The 23,752-nt window shown below is 41.8% G+C and carries 20 protein-coding genes; 7 read left to right on the top strand and 13 right to left on the bottom strand.

What is annotated here, in order from left to right; genetic code table 11:
* Nucleotides 1-23 precede the first annotated feature (23 nt).
* From ACW6NC_RS04815 to ACW6NC_RS04800, 4 genes are all read right to left on the bottom strand, one after another.
* Nucleotides 24-479: a MarR family winged helix-turn-helix transcriptional regulator gene (locus ACW6NC_RS04815; RefSeq protein WP_457863997.1), complete on the bottom strand. Its 456-nt coding sequence runs from the start codon at nt 477-479 to the stop codon at nt 24-26.
* 165 nt (nt 480-644) lie between these two features.
* The gene (locus ACW6NC_RS04810) at nt 645-2,426 is read right to left on the bottom strand and encodes an AMP-dependent synthetase/ligase (RefSeq protein ID WP_457863996.1); all 1,782 of its coding nucleotides are present in this window, start codon (nt 2,424-2,426) and stop codon (nt 645-647) included.
* Nucleotides 2,427-2,677: 251 nt separating this feature from the next.
* Entirely contained in the window at nt 2,678-6,340 is a 3,663-nt protein-coding gene (gene purL, locus ACW6NC_RS04805) for a phosphoribosylformylglycinamidine synthase (RefSeq protein ID WP_457863995.1), read from the bottom strand.
* A 182-nt stretch (nt 6,341-6,522) separates the two neighbouring features.
* Nucleotides 6,523-7,737 (bottom strand): RsmB/NOP family class I SAM-dependent RNA methyltransferase, encoded by a 1,215-nt coding sequence (locus ACW6NC_RS04800; RefSeq protein WP_457863994.1) that lies wholly within the window; start codon nt 7,735-7,737, stop codon nt 6,523-6,525.
* 101 nt (nt 7,738-7,838) lie between these two features.
* Here ACW6NC_RS04800 and ACW6NC_RS04795 point away from each other — a divergent pair, with 101 nt between their 5' ends.
* The gene (locus ACW6NC_RS04795) at nt 7,839-8,909 is read left to right on the top strand and encodes a WD40/YVTN/BNR-like repeat-containing protein (RefSeq protein WP_457863993.1); all 1,071 of its coding nucleotides are present in this window, start codon (nt 7,839-7,841) and stop codon (nt 8,907-8,909) included.
* Between the two features lie 69 nt (nt 8,910-8,978).
* Here ACW6NC_RS04795 and ACW6NC_RS04790 read toward each other — a convergent pair whose 3' ends face one another.
* The 7 genes from ACW6NC_RS04790 to ACW6NC_RS04760 form a co-directional block, all read right to left on the bottom strand.
* On the bottom strand, nt 8,979-9,434 hold the full coding sequence (locus ACW6NC_RS04790) for a hypothetical protein (RefSeq protein WP_457863992.1): 456 nt from the start codon (nt 9,432-9,434) through the stop codon (nt 8,979-8,981).
* 8 nt (nt 9,435-9,442) lie between these two features.
* A complete protein-coding gene (locus ACW6NC_RS04785) occupies nt 9,443-9,967 on the bottom strand; it encodes a hypothetical protein (RefSeq protein WP_457863991.1) in 525 nt (174 codons plus the stop codon).
* 31 nt (nt 9,968-9,998) lie between these two features.
* The gene (locus ACW6NC_RS04780; RefSeq protein WP_457863990.1) at nt 9,999-10,544 is read right to left on the bottom strand and encodes an RNA polymerase sigma factor; all 546 of its coding nucleotides are present in this window, start codon (nt 10,542-10,544) and stop codon (nt 9,999-10,001) included.
* 378 nt (nt 10,545-10,922) lie between these two features.
* The gene (locus ACW6NC_RS04775; protein WP_457863989.1) at nt 10,923-12,746 is read right to left on the bottom strand and encodes an ABC transporter ATP-binding protein; all 1,824 of its coding nucleotides are present in this window, start codon (nt 12,744-12,746) and stop codon (nt 10,923-10,925) included.
* 12 nt (nt 12,747-12,758) lie between these two features.
* Nucleotides 12,759-14,489, bottom strand: a complete 1,731-nt coding sequence (locus ACW6NC_RS04770) for a phospho-sugar mutase (protein ID WP_457863988.1) — start codon at nt 14,487-14,489, stop codon at nt 12,759-12,761.
* Between the two features lie 48 nt (nt 14,490-14,537).
* Nucleotides 14,538-15,497: a glycosyltransferase family 2 protein gene (locus tag ACW6NC_RS04765; protein WP_457863987.1), complete on the bottom strand. Its 960-nt coding sequence runs from the start codon at nt 15,495-15,497 to the stop codon at nt 14,538-14,540.
* Nucleotides 15,498-15,500: 3 nt separating this feature from the next.
* A complete protein-coding gene (locus ACW6NC_RS04760) occupies nt 15,501-16,031 on the bottom strand; it encodes a DUF4199 domain-containing protein (RefSeq protein WP_457863986.1) in 531 nt (176 codons plus the stop codon).
* A gap of 150 nt (nt 16,032-16,181) precedes the next feature.
* Between ACW6NC_RS04760 and ACW6NC_RS04755 the strand changes: the two genes are divergently transcribed.
* The 3 genes from ACW6NC_RS04755 to mtaB all read left to right on the top strand — a co-directional run bounded on the left by ACW6NC_RS04755 (nt 16,182) and on the right by mtaB (nt 19,224).
* Entirely contained in the window at nt 16,182-16,433 is a 252-nt protein-coding gene (locus tag ACW6NC_RS04755) for a type B 50S ribosomal protein L31 (RefSeq protein WP_081211588.1), read from the top strand.
* Nucleotides 16,434-16,589: 156 nt separating this feature from the next.
* On the top strand, nt 16,590-17,762 hold the full coding sequence (locus ACW6NC_RS04750; protein WP_457863985.1) for a GlmU family protein: 1,173 nt from the start codon (nt 16,590-16,592) through the stop codon (nt 17,760-17,762).
* Nucleotides 17,763-17,892: 130 nt separating this feature from the next.
* Nucleotides 17,893-19,224, top strand: coding sequence for a tRNA (N(6)-L-threonylcarbamoyladenosine(37)-C(2))-methylthiotransferase MtaB (gene mtaB / locus ACW6NC_RS04745; RefSeq protein ID WP_457863984.1), 1,332 nt, complete (start codon nt 17,893-17,895; stop codon nt 19,222-19,224).
* Here mtaB and ACW6NC_RS04740 read toward each other — a convergent pair.
* A complete protein-coding gene (locus ACW6NC_RS04740) occupies nt 19,221-19,523 on the bottom strand; it encodes an N-acetyltransferase (protein WP_457863983.1) in 303 nt (100 codons plus the stop codon). The two genes, mtaB and ACW6NC_RS04740, sit on opposite strands and share 4 nt — an antisense overlap.
* A gap of 293 nt (nt 19,524-19,816) precedes the next feature.
* Between ACW6NC_RS04740 and ACW6NC_RS04735 the strand changes: the two genes are divergently transcribed.
* Genes ACW6NC_RS04735 through cls form a run of 3 tightly spaced genes read left to right on the top strand, consistent with a single transcriptional unit; the run spans nt 19,817 to nt 23,007 of the window.
* The gene (locus tag ACW6NC_RS04735) at nt 19,817-20,524 is read left to right on the top strand and encodes an alpha/beta fold hydrolase (RefSeq protein ID WP_457863982.1); all 708 of its coding nucleotides are present in this window, start codon (nt 19,817-19,819) and stop codon (nt 20,522-20,524) included.
* A 56-nt stretch (nt 20,525-20,580) separates the two neighbouring features.
* On the top strand, nt 20,581-21,543 hold the full coding sequence (locus ACW6NC_RS04730; protein ID WP_457863981.1) for a lytic transglycosylase domain-containing protein: 963 nt from the start codon (nt 20,581-20,583) through the stop codon (nt 21,541-21,543).
* Nucleotides 21,544-23,007 (top strand): cardiolipin synthase, encoded by a 1,464-nt coding sequence (gene cls, locus ACW6NC_RS04725; RefSeq protein WP_457863980.1) that lies wholly within the window; start codon nt 21,544-21,546, stop codon nt 23,005-23,007.
* On the opposite strand, the gene ACW6NC_RS04720 is transcribed toward cls, so the two are convergent.
* Nucleotides 23,008-23,718, bottom strand: coding sequence for a TlpA family protein disulfide reductase (locus ACW6NC_RS04720; RefSeq protein WP_457863979.1), 711 nt, complete (start codon nt 23,716-23,718; stop codon nt 23,008-23,010).
* Nucleotides 23,719-23,752: the final 34 nt, after the last annotated feature.

Below are 23,752 nucleotides of genomic sequence, written 5' to 3'. Positions count from 1 at the left end.
TGCGGTCTTTACGTCTTTTTTGATCATTGCTTTAACTTTACTTCTTCCTTGTATATCTTTTTTTCGGCAATCAGATCCATAATTGTATTAGCCACTTCAATAAAGGTTTTTAGATCCTCCTCAGAGACCGATTCCTTAACGGCCTCATCGAATCTTAACACGACCTTCTTTGAGTAGTCCCGCATTTCGCGGCCAAAGTCGGTAAGGTGAATAAGGACGCTACGACCGTCTTTGGGGTTCTTCCGACGAATAATAAGTCCTTTATCTTCCATGGTCTTTAGAATTCTGGAAAGACTGGTAGCTTCCATTCCCATTTTGGGTCCAAGGGAAGTAGAAGGGGTGCCGGTTTCCGGATCTATACTGAGAAGTGCGAATCCGGTAGCCATGGTACTGCCAGCCTTTCCGGCTTCTTCATTATACATTTTTGAAACGGCCATCCAGGTGGCCCTTAATACATAATCTATAGTCTTTTCCTTCATTTTTGAAACTTGATTCTCAAAGTTAAGAAAAAATATTATGCATGCATAATAAAATGATAGAAAATAGAAAGGCAGATACAGGTAATCTTAAATTTAAGTGAATTCCATAAAAAAACTCCCCTTTTAAGGAGAGTTTTAACTGTAATTTAGCAAAAAAACGATTAATTAATCATAGCCGTAAATCCTGTTATATTTATTGATATAGATCTCTTTAATATTTCTGCGTTTTAGTTTCATAGTAGGAGTGAGGTGCCCTTCTTCAATACCCCATACCTCCGGGGTTAGCTCGATGACCTTTACTCTTTCCCATTTTCCAAATTTCTCGTTATAGAAGTCTACCTCCTCCAAAATACGCTCTTTGACCCGGTCATTTTCAGCAATGGATTTATTGGAGCCATCTCCCAGGTCGATATTTTTCCGTTTTGCCCATTCCCCTATGAATTCAAAATTGGGTTGAATCAGGGCTGCCGGCATCTTTTCCCCATCCCCAATGACCATAATTTGTTCGATAAAGCGTGACTGCTTCATGACATTCTCAATAATCTGCGGGGCTACATACTTCCCGCCGGATGTTTTGAACATCTCCTTTTTACGGTCGGTGATTTTTAAAAAACCATCTTTATCGAGTTCCCCAATATCTCCGGTATGAAAGAAACCATCCTCATTTAAAACTTCTTTGGTCTTTTCAGGCTCTTTATAATAACCTAACATTACATTGGGGCCTTTGCAGAGGATCTCCCCGTCTTCGGCTATTTTAACCTGTACATTTTCCAGGGGTTTACCAACGGTCCCAATTCTAAAGTTATAATTGCGCTGATCATTAACCGCAATAACCGGTGAAGTCTCTGTAAGGCCATAACCTTCCATAACCGGGATTTCTGCGGCTGCAAATACCCTCGCCAGCCTGGGTTGCAAGGCTGCGGACCCTGAAACCACAAGTTCAATATTACCACCTAAGCCTTCTTTCCATTTCGAAAAAATTAATTTCCTGGCAAGCTTAAGCCGGGTTTCATACCACCAGCCATTTACCTGATAAGGTTCATATTCCAGGCCTAATTCCACTGCCCAGAAAAAGAGTTTTTGTTTGATCCCTCCCAGGGTAGAACCTTTGGCGATTATTTTATCATAAACCTTTTCGAGCACTCTGGGAACGGCGGAGATTACATGAGGTTTTACTTCTTTGAGATTATCGCTTATCTTCTCGATGGATTCCGCAAAATGAATGGAAACGGAGTAATACTGATAGAGATACAGAATCATCCTTTCAAAAATATGGCATACAGGGAGAAAACTCAAGGATACATAAGTGCCAACTTCAAAAGGAACACGGGTGGCGCTGCCCAGAACATTGCTGGTAATGTTGTTATGAGAAAGCATAACTCCTTTTGGTTTTCCGGTAGTACCTGAGGTATATATAAGTGTAGCCAGATCATCAGGCTTAACCGCTTCCTTTAGCTTTTCGACCTCTTCCTGGTTGCTTTTGTCTTCCCCCAGGTCCAGGACCTCCTTCCAGTTTTTACAGCCTGAAATCTCCTCAAAACTATACACTTCCTTTAGTCCTGTTTCGGCTTGTATTGATCTTACTTTTTCCAGGATTTCAGCATCTGATACAAAACAATAGGTCGCCTCACTATGGTTTATCACGTATTGATAGTCCTGCTCGGAAATGGTAGGATAGATCGGAACGTTTTGGGCGCCAAGTTGCAGAATACCAACATCGAGAATATTCCATTCCGTTCGGTTTGTGGTTGAAATCACCGCTATCTTTTCATTGGGCAAAACCCCCAATCGAAGTAGACCACGGCTAATTTTGTTTGCCTGGTCTATATACTGTTTGGTCGATAGTGCCTCCCACTGCCCGTTGTAATTTGTTACCAGCGATTTTTCCAGGGGAAAGTTTTCCAGCTGGTAATAGGGAAAGTCAAAAAGTCTTTTGGGTTGGTTCATCTGTGTCGTATTATTAAATCCCTTGCAAAATAGGAAAATTGGAAGCTATTTCAAATTGAATTCTTAAAATAGACAAAGATATATTAGAAAGTGTGAAAAAACCTTAATAATTGAGGACCGGTAAATTTACGCTCAAAGATTATCCAGCTATAATTAATACGAGATAAAAAATTTAGAATCAATTCATTGAATTCTAAATGGCAGAAAAAAACCCCGTGGTATTCCACGGGGTATAGCTAAGTTGCCAGTAATTATTTTTTATCCAGCCACGCCCTGGCATTGGTAAAGGCTTGAAGCCAGGGAGAAACTTCATCTTTTCTGCCTTCTGGATAATACGCCCAGTTCCATGGGAAGGTAGATCGTTCCAGATGAGGCATCATCACCAGGTGCCTTCCGGTTTTGTCGGTTAACATTGCGGCATTGTAATGCGAACCGTTGGGATTCGCAGGGTAACCCTGGTAAGCGTATTTCGCGGGGATATCGTATTTTTCTTCCTCGTAAGGAAAGGAGAATTTACCTTCTCCGTGCGCAGCCCAGATCCCAAGTTTACTGCCTGCCATGTTGGAAAGCATAACGGAATTGTTTGGCTGAATCTCTACTGAGGTAAAATTACATTCGAATTTATGGGATTCATTATGAAGCATCTTAGGCTTTTGGTCATCCTCAGGATTCAATAGCCCCAGTTCTATAAATAACTGGCAGCCATTGCAGACTCCCAGGGATAAAGTGTCTTCTCTGTTGAAGAAGTGCTCCAGGGCTTCTTTAGCTTTTTCATTATAAAGGAAAGCACCTGCCCATCCCTTTGCGCTTCCCAGCACATCGGAATTGGAGAATCCCCCAACTGCTGCTATAAAGCTGATATCCTCCAGGGTTTCCCGGCCGGAGATAAGATCAGTCATATGAACATCTTTCACCTCAAAACCGGCCAGGTGCATGGCTCGTGCCATCTCCCGTTCGGAATTCGAACCTTTTTCCCTGAGGATAGCCGCCTTTATTCTTTTCTGATTCCCTGGTACCGGGTCGAGAAGCCCGCTAAATTTGGCCGGGAACTTAAACTCGAGCGGTTGATTCTTATAATTGTTGAAACGCTCTGTGGCCTTATCTATGCCACTTTGTTTCCTATCGAGAAGGAAAGAGGTTTTATACCAGATATCCCTTAATTTAGGGATATCAAAGCTCAGCCTTTCTTCTCCGTTCACAATCCTAAGATTGTCCCCTTCAATCACTCTACCAATCTTAAAGAATTCGATGTCCTTTTTCTCCAGAATAGCTTCAATGGATGCATCTTTGGCCTGGAATACAAGGCCGCAGTTTTCACTAAATAGCATCTTTATCAAATCTTTTTCATTCAGGGACGAAAGGTCAAATTCCGCGGCAAGATTGACATCGGCAAAACACATTTCCAAAAGAGTGGTGATCAGCCCTCCGGAGGCTACATCATGCCCGGCAAGGATTTGATCATTTTTTACCAGTTTCTGAATGGCATTAAAAGCCTCCGCAAATTTAATATCGTCTTGAATACTGGGAACTTCACTACCCACCTTATTGAGGATCTGGGCAAAGGAAGACCCGCCTAGTTTAAAGGAATCCTGGGATAAATTGATGTAATAAATCTCTCCGCCCTTTTTCTTTAATACAGGCTCCACAGTTTTTGTGATGTTATCACAATGACCCGCTGCAGAAATAATCACTGTTCCGGGAGAAATGACTTCGCCATCTTTATATTTTTGTTTCATTGAAAGCGAATCCTTTCCGGTAGGTACATTAATACCAAGGGAAATCGCAAAATCAGATACTCCTTTGACGGCTTCATATAACCTGGCATCTTCCCCCTGGTTGTTACAGGGCCACATCCAGTTTGCGGACAAAGAAATGGATCGTAAACCTTTTTCCAGCGGAGCCCAAACGATATTGGAAAGGGCTTCAGCAATAGAGTTTTTTGACCCGGCTACAGGATCCACCAAGGCCGAAACAGGGGAGTGCCCAATAGCGGTGGCGATTCCTTCTTTTCCATTGTAATCCAGGGCCATTACTCCGCAGTTATTGAGTGGAAGCTGAAGCGGTCCTGCAGTTTGTTGTTTTGCTACTCGACCCGAGACACACCGGTCTACTTTATTGGTAAGCCAGTCTTTACAGCCTACTGCCTCGAGTTGTAATACTTTTTCTAAATATTGGTGAATTTTATCGCCTGCATACTGCACCTGCTGATATTCTCTTTGAACGGTTTTATCGGTCATTATCGTTTTTGGTGAGCTTCCAAACATATCCCCGAGTTCCAGGTCCATCGGTTTCTGACCTGATTTTTTTCCTTCAAAGGTGAATCGGTGGTCTCCCGTAACATCGCCGACTTCATACATTGGTGAGCGTTCACGATCGGCCACCCGTTTGAGGATTTCGAGTTTGCTTTCCCCAATGACCAGCCCCATCCGTTCCTGGGATTCATTGCCTATAATTTCTTTTGCAGAAAGGGTAGGATCTCCAACTGGTAAGGCGTCAAGGTCAATTTTCCCTCCTGTTTCTTCCACCAGTTCGCTAAGACAGTTCAAATGCCCCCCGGCTCCGTGATCGTGGATGGAAACAATAGGGTTCTTCTCGCTTTCCACCATTGCCCGAACTGCATTGGCCGCTCGTTTTTGCATTTCAGGGTTGGCCCTTTGGATAGCATTGAGTTCAATTCCACTACCAAATTCACCGGTATCAGCAGAGGAAACGGCTGCGCCACCCATTCCAATACGATAATTTTCACCGCCCAGTACTACGATTTTATCCCCTTTTTCCGGAACATCCTTTTGGGCCTGGTCTGCTTTGGCATAACCTATACCTCCGGCAAGCATTATCACTTTATCATAACCAAGACTACGGTTGTGTTCGGCATGTTCGAAAGTCAGCACTGAACCTGCAATAAGGGGTTGTCCGAATTTATTACCAAAATCTGAAGCACCATTGGAGGCCTTTATTAGAATGTCCATCGGGGTCTGGTAGAGCCATTTTCTTTCAGCCATGGCATTTTCCCAGGATCGATCTTCTTCCATCCTTGAGTAGGAAGTCATGTAAACGGCCGTTCCGGCAAGGGGTAAGGAACCTTTTCCTCCTGCCAACCTGTCTCGGATTTCTCCACCACTTCCTGTAGCGGCGCCATTAAAGGGTTCTACCGTAGTAGGGAAGTTATGGGTTTCAGCTTTTATCGATATTACGGAATCAAAATCTTTGTTCTCATAATATTCCGGTACATCAGGCCTTTTCGGGGCAAATTGCTGCACCCTGGGACCTTTAACAAAGGCCACATTATCTTTATAGGCAGATATGATATCGTTGGGATTCTCCTGGGAGGTTTGCCGGATCATTTTAAAAAGCGATACCGGTTTTTCCTTCCCATCGATCACAAAAGTTCCATTGAAGATCTTATGTCGACAATGCTCTGAGTTAACTTGTGAAAATCCAAACACCTCAGAATCGGTGAGCTTTCTCCCTAATTTTTTGGCCAACTCCTCAAGGTAAGTGACTTCCTCCGGATTTAACGCCAGGCCTTCCTGCTGATTGTAAGCTTGGATATCGTCGATCTCCAGGATCGGAGTAGGATTGATATGAATATCAAAGATATCCTGATCCAATTTCTCATATTTCTGAGAAAGCATCGGGTCATAATCGTGGAAATTTTTATCCACTTTCATAAACTCTTCAATGCGAATAATGCCTTTTATACCCATATTCTGGGTAATTTCTACTGCATTAGTACTCCAGGGGGTAATCATAGCTGCACGGGGCCCAACAAAAAAATCTGCCAGGGCAGATTTGTTGAGTTCTTGAGTATTTCCGAAAAGCCAGTTTAATTTAGTGATGTCTTGCGCCGAAAGGGTGGTATGCGTCTCTACTGCATAAACCTTGGCAGATTGGGTTCCGAAGAAAAGGATCATTCCAGGTTGTTTTGTGTTGTTTGAGAAAGCACAAATTTAAGTTTTTTTAAGGAGAATATATACGCTGAATTATCGGGATTTTTAGCCGGACATACAGGCCTGGAATTCCTTAGGATTAAGAACTTTTTAGGTTTGTTAAAATACTGATTTAAAGCGTTTTAAACACCTAAGAGCAGCAGGGGTTATTTTTTCCTTTCCAGTAAAGCCATATAGAATCCATCAAAACCGGTTTCTGAAGAAAGAATCTTCTGGTCTTTTACCAGCCTGAAATCCTTACCTTCATCGGTGGCCAGGAAAAACTCAACCTGTTGCTGATTTTCAGAAGGAAGAATGGAACAGGTCGCGTAGACCATTTTTCCTCCCGGCTTCAGGATCCTGGAATATTTTGCCAGAATTTCCGCCTGAGTCTTCTTAATAGTATCGATAAACTCAGGTTGTAATTTCCATTTGGCATCGGGGTTCCGACTGAGGACACCCAGCCCGCTGCACGGGGCATCGATTAGCACCCTGTCGGCAGAGTTATACAGTTTCTTTATCACCTTAGTCGAGTCAATGGACCGGGTTTCAATATTATGTGCTCCGGCTCGTTTTGCACGTCGTTTGAGTTCCTTAAGTTTATTCCCGTATATATCTGTGGCGATGATCTGCCCTTTGTTTTCCATCAGTGCTGCAAGGTGAAGGCTTTTTCCTCCAGCTCCAGCACAGGTATCTACCACGCGCATTCCGGGTTCTACCTCCAAAAAGTGCGCTACCAGTTGAGAGGAAGCATCCTGAACTTCAAAAAGTCCGTCCTTGAAGGCCTGGGTTCTAAAAACATTAGCTCGTTCTTCCAGTTGCAGGGCTTCCGGATAGCCACTTACTCTATGGGTGACAATCTCCTGGTCCTTTAAGATTTGCTGTAGTTTTTCAGGGGTGGTTTTAAGGGTATTGACCCTAAGCAGGACAGGAGCTTGTTTGTTTAATGCAGCTATTTCTTTTTCCCAGAGCGCTTCCCCGAGTTCAGCTGCTCCGGTTTGATCGAGCCAATCGGGAATGGATTCGCGCATTTTCCTGATTTTACTAAGGCTATCAAATTTGCCTTTAATCCGTCTGGTGGGAGTACCAGCAAACTGCGGCCAGTCGGGTAATTTTATCCCCCGCAGTGTGGCCCAAACGGTAAATATGCGAAAGAGATTTTCACGATCAAAGGGTTCTTTGACCTCGGCGATTTCCGCGTAGAGCCTTTTCCAACGCACGATTTCATAGGTTGTTTCGGCAATAAAACTGCGATCACGGGCACCCCAACGCTTATCGCGTTTTAAGGTTTTTTCTATCACCTTATCAGCATAGGCGCCTTCATTAAAAATTTCTGAAAGGGCATCAAGGGTTGCAAAAACCAAATTCCTGTGTAAACGCATAATTAAATTTTAAGGCTGCAAAGGTAAGTTTTTTTAACTCGGAAAAATTTATCTTTGGCCAAAATCCCTATAAGGGCCAATAAGATCCAATTAGACGCCATATGAAAAGAATAATCTTCCTTGCTCTGATCCTCGTGTTTTCCTGTAAAGAGAAACAATCCCAAAGCAATCAGGCCCCTAAGCAACGGGCTGATAAGGTAAAGCAGTACAGCCGAGTGGAGATCGAGACTATTTTTGAAGATGATTCGTTAAGTATCCGGGCCATAGAGGTTATAGGGAATAATCTGGCATTTGCAGCCAATAAAGGTACTTTCGGTTTATACAACAGCCAAACAGGAAAAATGAAAACCGGGGTTATAGATGAAGGGGGTTATATTCCTGAATTCAGAGCGGTGGCCAGTACCAGCACCGATGTTTTTGTCTTAAGTGTGGGTAGTCCGGCATTGCTATATAAGACGGGAAATTCTGGCCAGATGGAGCTGGTCTATCGCGAGGATCATGAAAAGGCTTTTTATGATTCGATGGTATTCTGGAATGATCGCGAAGGTATCGCTATGGGAGATCCCACGGAAAATTGCCTGTCTGTAATCATTACCCGGGATGGAGGAGAGACCTGGAAAAAATTAAACTGTAATGAGCTACCGGAAATTGCCGCAGGAGAAGCGGCATTCGCCGCGAGTAATACTAATATTGCCGTAAGTGGAGAACATACCTGGATTCTCTCTGGTGGAGTAAAATCCAGGGTATTTTATTCTCCAGACAAAGGTAAAAGCTGGGAGGTTTTTGATACTCCACTGATCCAGGGAAAACAAACCACCGGGGGTTACAGTATAGCTTTTTATGATCAAAATCAGGGTGTCATCATAGGTGGAGATTATACCAGGCCTGAAGAGAATACGGCCAATAAAGCCAGGACTACCGATGGGGGGAAAACCTGGAAATTGATCGCAGAAGGAGAGGATCCTGGCTATAAAAGCAGTATTAGATATGTGCCCAATAGCCACGGAGAATATATGGTGGCTACCGGTTTTTCAGGAATTTCCTATTCAGCCAATAAAGGAGAAGACTGGAAACAGCTATCTAAGGAGGGCTTCTTTAGCCTGAGATTTGTGAATGATTCCACGGCTTATGCAGCAGGAAAGGGAAGGATATCCCGGCTTGATTTCAAATAAAAAAGAACCCCGGAAGATCATCTCCTCCAGGGTTCTAACTACTAACTAACCAAAAAACTAAAAAAATTATTACCTTTTGGAATTATCCCGATCCTTTTTAGCGCGGTATTCCCTTATTAGTTTCTTATGAAATTCATCTTCCAGCTTATGGAGTTTTAAGATATCCTGGGCTGAAATAATTTCCTTTAATTCTTTAAAAAGTCTCTTTTTAAGAATATATTCTTCTCGTTCGACATCCAGGTACTCCTGAAGCATTCCATTTGCCTGAGCTTCATCAATGCATTCAGGACGACTTAGATCCATATCGAGGTGTTCCCGACGATGTAGGTCTTTTTTCCTGGCTTCATAATCGTTATAAATGGGCCAGAATTTTTCTGCAATCTCCGTACTAAGATTAAGCTCCTGGGTAATATAAGCTGTTTTCAGAGCTTTAATCCGTTCCCGGTGTGCTTCCCTGTCTTCTGCCTGTGCCTGTACTTGCAACAGGGGGGAGAGCATTAGAATTAAAATTATTATTTTCTTCATAATCTTTTTTATTCAAGGATAAGGGTAGGGTCTTCAACATTTTCTTCCAGATAATCCAACATCGCTTCTGAATTTACTTCATTAAAACTGGATTCCTCCACTACAATCCCATCGCTGAAAAGAAAGCCGGAAATTTCCGTAGTGGTAAGGTCTATATTGTTATCATCTATATAATCTTCCAGTACCGATAACTCGATGGTCTCCCAGGATTCAGCCGGTGCCGGGTTAATATAAAGCGATCCTGCCAGGGCGATAATTATGGCGGCAATACTCGCTGCATACAACAGGTATTCCCTTTTAAAGAGCGGAATAATTTTTCCCTTACCGGAAGTTGGCCCGGGGAATTCCACCTCAAAGTTTTCAAAATAACCTTCAGGAACTTTAAAACCAGCATCTTCAATATAATCCAGACCGCTATCAGCTTCCTGTTCATACCGGTTGATATCCAGTAATTTCTTTTCCAGTTCCTGAAAATAATCAGCAGGCACTGAAAAACCCGGGTCATTGTGATATGGTATTTTATCCTTCTTCATTTGTTTTTAGACTCCAAATTTGATGAAAGGTTTAATTGTTTATCAGATACTCTTCTATTTTTTTTACTGCGATATGATAGGAGGACTTCAGGGCACCTTCACTGGTTTCCAGTATTTCAGCCATCTCACGGTATTTCAATTCCTCGAAATATTTCATATTAAATACCTGTTGTTGTTTTGGGGGCAGACTCGCGATTGCTTTCTGGAGTTTTAACTGAATCTGGTCTCCCTCAAAATAAACATCGCTTTCCAGGGAAGCGATCAGGTGGTCCTGTAAATCCTGTGAATTGATCTGTAAGCGTTTTGCCTTTTTGTTGAGGAAGGTAATGGCTTCATTGGTGGCGATGCGATACATCCAGGAATATAACTGGCTTTCCCCCTTAAACTGATGAATGTTTTTGTAAATCTTTATAAAGGTATTCTGAACCACATCATGAGTATCTTCATGATCTTTGACCATATTCCTTATATGCCAGTAAAGCCTTTCCTTATAAAGGCTGACAAGCTCTTTAAAGGCAGCCTGGGCAGAAGCCTTATCCTGCAGGCGATTAATTAACAGATTTTCGGAGTTTTCCAATGGGTTTTGGATTTAAGTTGGATTCCCATTTTAAAAGGCTAAAGGTATAGAAAACTTTAAATTTGATGAATTATAGCCTGGCAAAAATAAAATGTAAGAATTTGCAGGACCCTATAATAGAATTCGGGGATAAAATGCAGGAAATTCCGATTAAATACCAAAAATCTTTGGTGTTTTATTTTTTTGGAAGTATATTTACATTATTAAATTGATTTAATCTTTTTGCCCCAAAGAAAACGAATTAAATCTTTCTTTTATTTTCATTTGCCCCAAGATGGAAATAATTTCCGAAAAATGGATGAAGACCTACTTTCATCCATTTTTTGTTTGTATGAATTTCAAGACTAATTTCCAGCCGGCAGCATTTAATGAAGAGGATTAATCAAAGGACTGCATTTCTACTAGCTTTTGGTAGGTTCCTTTCTTTTCAAGTAATTCCAGGTGTTTACCCTGTTCTACGATAGCTCCTTTTTGCATCACCACTATCTTATCGGCATTTTGTATCGTAGAGAGCCGGTGGGCTATAACGATAGAGGTTCGATTCTTCATCATATTCTCAAGGGCTTTCTGCACTAATTTTTCACTTTCGGTGTCCAGTGCGGAAGTGGCCTCGTCGAGAATCATAATAGGCGGGTTTTTTAGCACCGCCCGTGCGATGGAAAGCCTTTGTTTCTGGCCGCCGCTGAGTTTATTTCCAGCATCACCAATATTGGTTTCAAGACCCTTTGGTAGGTCTTTGACAAACTCCCATGCGTTGGCAATTTTAAGGGCATCGATAATTTCCTGGTCCCCAGCATTATCCTTACCCAGGGCAATATTACTTCTTACCGTATCATTAAACAATATGGAATCCTGAGTGACAAGACCCATAAGATTTCTAAGGGACTTTTTGGTTATATTTTTAATATTGACCCCGTCAATACTGATTTCTCCCTGGTTCACATCATAGAAACGAGTGATGAGATTGGCGATTGTGGATTTTCCACTTCCTGACTGTCCCACCAGGGCAACGGTCTGTCCTTTTTTTACTTCCAATTGGAAGTCCCGAAGTACATTTTCCTCTTCATACCTGAAGCTGATCTTATCGATTTTGATATGATCTTCAAAGGTTTCTTTTTGTATGGCGTTTGGGGCATCGGTAATAGTAGATGGAGTTTCGAGCACCTGCAGAATTCTTTCTGCTGCAGCATTGCCTTTTTTGACCGAATAGGAGGCCTTGGAGATCTGTTTGGCGGGTGTTAAAATATTATAGGCCAGGCCTAAAAATGCGATAAAGGTCGCTGCATCCAGGCTTCCTTCCACCAGTACCATTTGTCCGCCAAACCAAAGAATAATAACGATCACAAAAATACCCAGGAACTCACTGGCAGGTGAGGCCAGGTTCTGACGGTTGATGAGTTTATTGAGGATATGGTTCAGGCGGTTGGTTGAGGCCTGGAACCTTTGTTGCATTTTGTCTTCTGCATTAAATCCTTTTATGATTTTTAGGCTGCTAAGGGTTTCTTCGACCACGGATAAAAAATAACCGTTTTCTTCCTGAGCTTTATGAGACTGTTTTTTTAGTTTTTTTCCAATTAGCGAGATAATGAATCCTGAAATGGGCAGGAAAACAAAGACAAAAATAGTGAGCTTCGCACTCATCATCAGCATGGCGATAATAGTAAATAATATGGTAAGTGGCTCTCTTACAATAAGTTCTAGTATCGATAAAAAGGAGGTTTGGACCTCATTGACATCGGCAGTGATTCGAGAGATGGTATCGCCCTTTCTTTTTTCCGAAAAATAGGACACCGGCAAGGCCAGGATCTTTTTATAAAGAGCATCCCTGACATCTCTAAGCACGCCATTTCTCAAAAAAGTGATAAAAAAAGCGGCGAGATAGCCGAAGAGATTTTTTAGAAGAAATAATAGGACCACTATTGCGCAAATAAAGAGCAGGGCCGAGATCTCATCCTCGGCCACCTTCTGAGTCACCTGATAATTAAAATAGCCTGTAACATAATCTTTAATTCCTCCCAGACCATCCCAGACCGGTTTCTCGGTGATCCTTTTGGTTTTGTCAAACAGGACCTGGATGACGGGAATTAAAGCGATAAATGACAGGGTGCTGAACACCGCATAAAATATATTGCAAATAATGTTCAGTATGGCATACCTTTTATAAGGAATGGCATATTGAAGAATTTTCTGAAAATAACTCATATAGATCGGCTCTTAGCCTAATTGTAATTCTTTCTTGATTCTTGCTATCTTCTCAGCGAGTTTTTGATTTTCTGCATCAAAATTCTCTATAGCATCCAAGGTAGAATTAACACTGATGTAGAATTTTATTTTGGGTTCCGTGCCACTGGGACGGGCAGCTATCTTCGTGCCGTCTTCAGTATAGTAAATCAGCACATTGGATTTGGGAATATCGATTTCCTCCTGGGTGTGATCCTGAAGGTTCTGAGCTTTGGAGGCCTGGTAATCTTCGATTAACACCACTTTTTCTCCATCGATCTCCTTCCACGGGCTTTCCCGGAGATCGATAAGCATTTGTTTGATCTCAGCCTCGCCTTCTATTCCCTTTTTTACCAGCGAGATCAGTTCCTCGCGGTAGAGGCCATATTTGGTATAAAGCTTTAAAAGCTGCTGGTAAAAGGAACTCCCACTGGCTTTCATTTGGGCTGCGATTTCGCAAGCCAAAAGGGTCGCGGTGGTAGCATCCTTATCACGAACAAAATCACCAACCATATAGCCGAAACTTTCTTCTCCACCACCTACAAAATCAAGTTTAGGGTGATCTTTTATCAATTTCGCGATCCATTTAAATCCGGTGAGAACCTCATGGTATTGTGCGCCGTAATCTTCCGTGATATTTTTCAGCATCGGGGTGGAAACAATGGTGGAAGCCACAAATGAATTCGGGGTTAATTTTCCCTGTTTTTTATGCTGCTCGAGCAGGAACCAGGTCATTACCAGCATCGTCTGGTTTCCATTGAGCAGAATCATCTTCCCATTTAAATCGCGAACTGCAACTCCTAAACGGTCTCCATCGGGATCGGTGCCGATAACGATATCGGCATTTTTTTCTTCGGCAAGTTCAAGGGCCATTTCCAGGGCTTCCGGTTCCTCCGGGTTAGGGGACTTAACCGTTGGAAACTGGCCATCGGGTTTTTCCTGTTCTTCTACGATAAACACATTTTTATATCCCGCTTTTTTCAATACCTGAGGATTGGTCGTAGAGGCTGTGCCGTGCAGGGAGGTAAAAACGATCTTTAAGGCATCTTTAGCCGAGGTTGGGGTGTCAAAACTTCCATTTTTAACCGAGTTTTTTTGAAAAGCCTCGTCAACTTCCTGATCGATACTATGAATGAGTTCAGGCTTTGCTTTAAAATTAACCTGATCGAATTCCAGGTTATTAATGATATCAATCAATTTGGCGTCCTGGGGCGGCACGAGTTGGCCACCATCTTGCCAGTAAACCTTGTAGCCATTGTATTCTGGAGGATTATGGCTTGCCGTAAGGACAATACCCGCATGGCATTCGAGGTATTTTACCGTATATGAAAGTTCGGGAGTAGGTCGAAGGTCAGAAAAGAGATAAACTTCAATATCATTGGCTGAAAACACCTCTGCGACCATTTTTGCCAAGGCTTTAGAATTATTCCGGCAATCATAGGCAATGGCCACCTTAAGCTTTTCACCCTGGAATTCACTTTTCAGCAAATTTGAAAGCCCCTGGGTGTTTTTTCCGAGGGTATATTTATTGATTCTATTGGTGCCAACGCCCATGATCCCTCTCATACCACCCGTTCCGAAGGCCGCATTTTTATAAAAGCTTTCTTCGAGTTCAGTGGGGTTATTTGCGATGAGCTCGTTGATCCGGGTTTGGGTGTCCTGATCGAAAATATCGGTAAGCCAGGCTTTGGCTTTAGCCAGGATTTCTGGTTTAATTTCAGACATGATTAATTTTTTTGCTTAACAAAAATAAGAATTAATGCTTTAACAGAATTATAAATTAGCTGTGGTTTTCTTAATAAGATAGCGGTCCTTTTCCCGTTTGGAACGAAGGATTAATTCTCCCAGAAAACCAGCCAAAAACAGCTGTGAACCAATGATCATTACGGTTAAAGCGATATAGAACCAGGGATTAAGGGCTACAAGGATGTTGGGTTGGTCGTGGTACATCTTCCAGAGTTTGGAAATCCCAATCCAACCGGCAGCGATAAACCCAAAGAGAAACATTAAAACTCCCAGGGCTCCAAAGAGATGCATGGGTCTTCTACCGAATTTAGAGAGGAACCAGATGCTTATTAAGTCTAAAAAGCCATTAATAAAGCGTTCAGCTCCGAATTTAGTAGTACCGTATTTCCTGGCCTGGTGTTTCACTTCCTTTTCGGTGATATTGGTGAACCCGGCGTTTTTAGCTAAAACAGGGATATAACGGTGCATTTCTCCATACACATCTATGTTTTTTATAAGCTCGCGACGATAAGCCTTTAATCCGCAGTTAAAATCGTGAAGTTTAAGTCCCGATGTTTTTCGGGCAGCAGCATTAAAGAGCTTTGAGGGGAGGTTTTTAGTAAGCACGTGATCATAACGTTTCTTTTTCCATCCCGAAACCAAATCATAATTCCCGTCCTTTACCATCTTATATAGGGAGGGGATCTCCTCAGGGTTATCCTGAAGATCCGCATCCATTGTGATGACCACTTCGCCCTGTGCTCTTAGGAATCCAGCGTGAAGAGCCTGGGATTTCCCGTAATTTCTGTTGAATTTTATGCCCTTTACAGCTGTATCGTTATCAGCAAGCGCTTCAATGGTCTTCCAGGAATTATCGGTACTACCATCATCAATGAAAATGATCTCATGAGAAAAGGAATTGGATCGCATTACTTTTGCGATCCAATTATATAATTCTACCAGGGATTGTTCTTCGTTTAATAATGGTATAACGATAGATAGTTGCATAGATTAAGCTTGGTACGGATTTTTATTTTTCATTATTAATCCGATGACTAGAGAAATAAGGAAACCAAAGAACAAACTTCCGATAATTGCCATTGCCATCATAATCCAGGGGGAAGAAAATTTTTCATTCATCGCCATGGCATCATCGATTTGGGAATCGCTCATATTAGGAAAGCGTTCCAGCATAACCTGACGTTGCATGTCCGCCATTTGATTCATAAAGTCTGGTTCAATAACGGTCATTAAAAGCAACTGCCAGATGGCACCGATAATCCCTCCCACAAGAGCGATCCCCAGGCCTAGTTTTAAGGCTTCGGTTAAAGAGAGGTAACTTTGATTGGCGGTTTTAAATGTCTTTATACCAAGGGCAATAACCACAACCATTATCAGGAAGGAAGCAATACTCCAGTAAAAACTGGGATTTAAATACGCATTAGTCACATACATAATAACTCCCAGGACCACCGATAGGATTCCCAGAAGGACCCCATAGTTGATAATAATGCCTTTTGTTTCTGTTTTTTGAATTTCCATAATAGCGAAAGATTGGTTAGATAGCGGTTAGTAAGCAAATATAGCAAAACGTTACATTGGTGTGGAAATTAAAAATATTTTTGTCATTACTATTGCATTTATAATTCAATTGCTTAAATTTGCACCTCCAAAAATAAAAAGAACAAAGCGATGAAGCAGGGAATCCATCCGGAAAATTATAGATTAGTTGCCTTTAAAGACATGTCAAATGATGATGTTTTTATCACTAAATCTACCGCCAATACCAAAGAAACCATTGAAGTTGATGGTACTGAATATCCTTTGGTAAAATTGGAAATTTCAAGAACCTCACACCCGTATTATACCGGACAAACCAAGCTGGTTGATAGTGCAGGTCGAATTGACAAGTTTAAAAACAAATACAAGAAATTTAAGAAATAAGTTTCTTAACCTTCATATACAAAAGTCGTCTAATTCCTTAGACGACTTTTTTTATGCTTTTTAGGTTCATAAGCAGCTATAATTTAACGGCATTTTAAAAAAGGAAACTTTTGAGTTTTAAATTTCCTTGTAACTTTGAGCTCTAAATTTGTGCGGATGAATTACATATTATTTGACGGTTCTGCCAGGAACCAATTGCTTCCTTTTACCTTTACCAGGCCGGTTGCTGATATTAGGGTTGGAATTCTCACTATTCGGGAAAAATGGGAACAGGTCCTTGGAACGACTACCTCCACCATTACTGAAGATTATTTAGCTCAGAAGTGGCCGATGGTAGAACTGGAAGAAAATGTAATGATCAATGCCAGTTTTTTACCGAATCCTGAGTTTTTAAAACAAATACAAGAGCTCAAACCCAATCAGGCCATCTTTCATCAGGAGGATATTGTGGCTTTCCATGCCTTTGAAGACCAGGAGGTCTCCCTGGAGGATTATCAACAGATAGAACTGGTTCAGGGAGTCATCCAAATAAGTAATAGCTGGGATATTTTCTCTAAAAATGCCCAGGCCATAGAAGCCGATTTTGAGTTGATTACTCAGGGTAGGGAATCCCAACCCATTGATCCATCTAATTATGTGAAGGAGCCCCAGCGGATATTCCTTGAGGAAGGAGCCCAGGTGGAGAACTGTTCCCTTAATGCCTTATCAGGACCCATTTATATAGGAAAAAATGCGAAAGTCCTTGAAGGGAGTCTAATAAAAGGGGCCCTGGCCGTTTGCGAGGGCGCTTTGGTTAAGATGGGGGCCAAGATATATGGCCCTACTACCTTGGGACCCTATTGCCGGGGAGGTGGAGAGATCAATAATGCGGTGCTCTTTGCCAATTCCAACAAAAGTCACGATGGATATTTAGGAAATTCCGTGTTGGGCGAATGGTGTAATCTTGGAGCCGATACCAATAATTCCAATCTGAAAAATAATTATGCAGAGGTTCGCATCTGGGACTACCAGAGGGAAGGATTTGCTAAAACCGGATTGCAATTTTGTGGTCTCTTAATGGGAGATCATAGTAAATGCGGAATTAACACCATGTTTAATACAGGAACTGTAGTGGGGGTGAGTGCCAATATTTTTGGTGCCGGTTTTCCCAGAAATTTCATCCCGAGTTTCAGTTGGGGAGGCAGTGGCGGATTGAGTGTTTATAAAACAGAGAAAGCCTTTGAAGTTGCGGAGATTGTGATGCAACGCCGCGATGAGGAGTTTTCTGAAGAAGACCGAAAGATCCTGGAACATGTCTTTGAGCAAACCAGTAAATGGAGGAGGGGATAATTGCCCAAAACCTGACCCCTTTTTTTAACTTCCCTGTTTTCTATTTCCCTGGTGGTTTTCCTAAAAGGATTTAAGTTGGTATATTTGCAGCCCTTAAAATCGATTAACCCCAACAGAAACAGGCAGGTGTATGGACAATAAGAAGGTGGCATTTTATACTTTGGGTTGCAAGCTCAATTTTTCAGAAACTTCAACTATTGCCCGTTCCTTTAAAGATGAAGGATTTCAGCGCGTAGCATTCGAGGAAAAAGCAGATATTTATGTGATCAATACCTGCTCTGTTACCGATAATGCGGATAAGCGTTTTAAAACTATAGTAAAACAGGCGCAAAAGGTCAATGAAGATGCTTTTGTGATTGCCGTGGGCTGTTATGCCCAGTTAAAACCGGAAGAACTCGCCGAGGTAAATGGGGTCGATCTTGTTCTTGGAGCTACCGAGAAATTCAAGATTACCGACTATCTTAACGATCTTACCAAAAATGATCTTGGGGAAGTGCATTCCTGTGAGATCGATGATGCCGATTTCTATGTGGGAGCCTATTCCTTTGGAGACCGCACCCGTGCTTTCCTTAAAGTGCAGGATGGCTGTGATTATAAATGTACCTATTGCACCATTCCTCTTGCTCGCGGTATCTCGCGAAGCGATAAGCTTGAAAATGTCCTGAAAAATGCTGCTGAAATTGCCGGTAAAGGAATAAAGGAGATTGTGCTTACCGGGGTGAATATCGGGGATTACGGAAAAGGGGAATTCGGAAACAAAAAGCACGAACACACTTTTCTCGACCTGGTCAGAGCCCTTGACCAGGTAGAAGGTATTGAGCGTTTAAGAATTTCTTCTATTGAGCCTAATTTACTCAAAAATGAAACCATAGATTTTGTGGCCCGAAGCAAAACCTTTGTGCCTCATTTTCACATTCCACTTCAAAGTGGCAGTAATGAAATTTTAAAGCAAATGCGGCGCAGGTATATGAAGGAGTTATATGTGGACCGGGTTGCCAGGATAAAATCCACGATGCCCCAGGCCTGTATTGGGGTAGATGTCATTGTTGGTTTTCCCGGGGAAACCGACGAACATTTTCTGGAGACCTATAATTTTCTCAATGAACTCGATATCTCTTACCTGCATGTCTTTACCTATTCTGAAAGAGATAATACCCCCGCCGCTGAGATGGAAGGGGTCGTTCCTTTGAAGGTCAGGAAAAAACGCAGTAAAATGCTTAGAGGTCTTTCCGCTAAAAAACGCAGGGCTTTTTATGAAGCTCAGCTAGGAAGCCAGTCAATGGTGCTCTTTGAAGGGGAGAATAAACAAGGGTATATTCACGGGTTTACAGAAAATTATGTGAAAATTAAGGCTCCCTGGGATCCTCAGCTGGTCAATACCCTTCATAAGGTGAAGCTGGAAAAGATCGATGAAGACGGAATGGTTCGCGCGCAGTTTATTGCTGAGGCGCAACCGGCTTAAATGTTAATTCCAACCGGAAGCATGTCTTTGTAAAGTCTTTTGTTTTTTCGCATATACCTTGCAATTTCCGGGCTGGTAGGCATTACCCTGGTATTTCGTTCCTTGATTTCCTCCAGGACCGCTTTAATCAAAGGTTCCATGTAGCCTTTTTCTTTAAGGGAGTCTGACATTTGCAATTTGGTGAGAAAAATTTTCCGCTCCTGTTGAACGTACTCTATGGCGGCCAACTCGTTATCTATGGTAACTTCAAATTGTCTGAGAAACTCATTATCAGTAATTTTCAAATCTTCAGCATTCATCTTTGTAAGGATTTTAGTCCGGTCTTGCCTGAGCAGGAGGGAGAGGAAACACTTTAGGCTGTTTCCGGGTTATCACAAAATATTCAGATCGGTTGGTAGGTTGTTCTCCCGAATAAAAAAATGAAAAAGCAGCTATATTCCGGAGTTCAGAAGATCCCGGAAATGGGTGTGCAATCTGCAGGAGAATCTTCATTTTTTTATTCTTTCGGTTGTGAAAGCCAATAAAATAGCAGTAATTTTGAAGGATAAATTTACGATTTTAAACTTGCCTTAAGTGTTATATACTTGTTAAAATGGAAGACAATAAGGAGCTGATCCATGTTTACTTTATGCCCGGACTTGCGGCGAATTCTTCGATTTTTGAGTTTATTGAACTTCCTGAGGATCAATTCCAGATGCATTTTTTGGAGTGGATCATCCCAAAGGAAGATGAGGAGCTCTCCGGTTATGCCAAACGTCTGCTTAAATATATCAAACACGAAAACCCTGTGTTAATCGGGGTTTCTTTCGGAGGGGTTATCATCCAGGAAATGTCTAAATTTATTGAGGTCAAAAGGCTGATTATCATTTCCAGTGTGAAATGCCGGGATGAATTGCCCAGGAGAATGCGAATTGCTGCCGAGACGGGTTTATTCAGGCTTTTGCCGGTGAGTTTGCTGGATTATGTGGACTATTTCGAGAAGATCGCGGTAGGAGAATTTATCAAAAAACGGGCAAAATTATATAGGAAATACCTTTCTGTAAGAAATCATCGTTATTTAAACTGGGCTATAAAAAATATGGTGTTATGGGATTGTGAAGAACCCAGGAAGGACATCATCCATATCCACGGCGATAAGGACGAGGTCTTTCCAGCAAAATATATCAATGGATTTATAAACGTTAAAGGGGGTACTCACGTTATGGTAGTTAACCGGTACCGATGGTTTAATAAACATTTGCCGGAAATTATTCTTAGCGGGGAAATAAAGAAAAAAATGCAAAAAGAAATCGAGAAATAAGAGGGTTTATTTCCTTAGAATTAAGTAAAATTATTGAAAATTTAAACAGAGAGAAGATGAAGTTAGTTAAAAACATTTTAATGGGGGCCGGAGTACTGGGAATTGCTGCTATAAGCATTAATGCAGTACAGGATACTCCCTTTAAAGAAAGTCAGAAGGAAACGCAAAAAGACAGTCTGGCTGATCGGAAGGACAAGGCTGTGAAAGATTATAATGTGTATGCTTTGCCTGTACCTGAAAAGATGGATTTTGCCGGGGAAGAGGTCCCATTGGATCTACCTGATATACACGAAAGACTGGACCGTGAATTGCTGGTCAATACCTATTGGCAATCCAATGGCCTGCTTTTGTTAAAGCGCGCCAATAAGTATTTTCCCATTATTGAGCCCATACTTGCCCAGGAAGGGGTCCCCGAGGATTTTAAATATCTTGCTGTGATAGAAAGCGGTCTCACCCAGGCTGTTTCCCCGGCCCGGGCTGTGGGATTCTGGCAAATAATGGAAGGAACCGGGAAGGATTATAATCTGGAGATTAATGATAATGTGGATGAACGTTATCACATCGAAAAATCAACCAGGGTGGCCAGCAGGTATTTAAAAAAATCCAAGGAAAGATTCGGGACATGGACTCTTGCCGCTGCAGCTTTTAATGCAGGGGATTGGGGGATACAACGTCAATTGGATCGCCAGAAAGTGGATAATTATTATGATCTTTTATTAGGTCAGGAAACAGGTCGTTATATATTCAGGATCCTGGCTTTGAAAGAAATTATGAGTGATCCTGAAAAATACGGATTCAATTTTGAAGATAAACACCTTTACCACCAGGTGCCAACCCGCAAGGTAAAGGTCGATACGGCAGTATCTGATTTTGCCGATTTTGCTAAAGAATTCAATATCAATTATAAGATATTGAAATTGCATAACCCCTGGCTGCGTGAGGCGCATCTCAACAATGCTTCGCGTAAAACCTATTACATAAAAATCCCCGAAGAAAATGTGTATACCTCTGCCCAATAAATGAATTTTATTGGGGATCATATCTGGTGGTTCATCCTGGGTTTAAATTACCTCATTGTAATTATTACCGCCGGATATGAAATAATGCATAACCGGGAACCGGTAAAAACAATTTCATTGCTCTTTGCCCTTGTTGTGCTTCCTGGACTGGGTCTTATTATTTACTATTTCTTCGCTCAGGAGTACCGCAAGAACAAAATTTTCAATCGTAAGAAGGTGTATGATCACCAGATGATCAAAAGGTGGGAGGATCAACTTATTTTGGAGGATCGCGACCTGGAGCACCTTGAGAAATTCTTTGTGGATGATAAAATAAAGCTGGTAAGACTCTTACAGAACAACCAAACCAAACCTTTTACCTTCGGGAATAAAGTAGATATCCTGGTGAATGGCCTGAAGAAATTTGAAAGGCTTTTTACCGATCTCAAAGCTGCCAAGAGTCATATTCATCTGGAATATTATATTTTTAAAAGCGATAGGATAGGCACAAAGCTTATTGATATTCTCTGTGATAAAGCTAAAGAGGGAGTGGAGATAAGAATCAGTTATGATTATGTCGGGAGTTCTTTAAGTGCCAGTGCTCTCAAGAGAATGAAAGCCTGTGGGATCGAGGTTTTCCCTTTTATGCCGGTTTGGTTTCCTAACCTGACCCGTAAGCTCAATTACAGGGACCATAGGAAAATTGTCATCATTGATGGCAGGATAGGTTATATCGGCGGAATCAATATTTCGGATGAATACGTAAATTACAAGGACCAGGAGCATACCAAGATGTATTGGCGAGATACCCATCTGAGGATTGAAGGCCACGGGGTAAAATCGATGCAGGCACAGTTCCTTTTGAACTTCAATTTTATAACTAAAAAGGAATTAGACATTAAGGAAGATTATTTTCCGCATCTCGAACCTGCAGGTAAAAGCGCGATCCAAATTGCTGCCAGTGGACCTGATACCGACTGGCAGAATATCATGGAGGCCATCTTTACAGGTATCAATACGGCTGAAGAGTATGTTTATATTACCACTCCTTATTTTATCCCCAATAACCAGATATTAACCGCATTGTGTACGGCAAGCCGGATTGGCATTGAAATCAAGATTATTATTCCTGAGACTGGCGACTCCGTGGTGACCAGGCATGCCACTAATTCCTATATTGAAAAGCTATTGGAATCCGGCGTCAAGGTTTACCATTACGGAAAGGGGATGGTCCATGCAAAGACCATGGTGGTTGATGGGGTGGTAAGTACCGTTGGAACTTCTAATCTCGATAACCGGAGTTTTGATATCAACTTTGAGATCAATGCTTTTATCTATGATAAGTATATTGCCCGGGAAATGTTGGATATCTTCAATGAAGACCTGAGGGAATGCCAGGAGCTGAATCTGGAAGAGTGGCGAAATCGGCCTTATTCCGAAAAAATAAAGGAGTCCCTTTCCAGACTTTGGGCACCATTGTTATAATTAATGAGGTGTAAGGACCACATCTACTTCTGATTGTTGTGGTTGCTTTTGGAGGAGATGATTGGCAACAGCTTCTTCAATGGCGCTGTAATTCAAATCAAAAGATTCTTTTTTTGAAAGACTGTAAGGATGAAAGACACTTCTGTCAATCTTCATAACCTGTTTTTCCTTATCCAGAAGAAAACTGGTTGGCAGGCCCAGGGAATGTTTTAGCTTTTTCACTACAAATGCTCCTTGATTTTCCGTCTCATCCACATAGAGAACGGAAACATGATGGCTGAATTTTTTTGATAGTTGTTTCACTGTTTTTTTGGGATCCCAGAATACCACTACAAAATCGATTTTTTCGCGGTATTTCTCTGCGAGTTGATTCAGGGCTGGCAGCTCTCCTTTTCCCGGGGTATGCCAGGAGGCATAGGTAAGAAGGTAGACGGGTTTGAGGAATTCAGCTAAGCTAACTTCCCTGCCCCTTAGGTTTTTGAACGAAAAATTATCCATATAGCTGCCAACCAGTTTATGCCTTACCAGGGAATCAAATAAAACCTGGGCCTTTTCAAAATCTCTATTCCGGTAGGCGGTTTGGGCCTTTTTCTTATAGGAGGGCAGGTGGAGGGCAAGGGCCTGGGAGAAAGAAATCCTGGAATCTTCTTCCTGCTGTGTCCAGCCTTTTAGGCAAAAAATAAGTAAGAAAACAAGGAATATTTTCTTCATGTATTCCACTTGGTAGGGTTTGGGAATACGAAGG

It is taken from the genome of Salegentibacter profundi, from assembly GCF_054121475.1.
The sequence above is the reverse complement of the archived record's forward strand: the minus strand, read 5'-3'. Positions and strand labels throughout refer to the sequence as shown.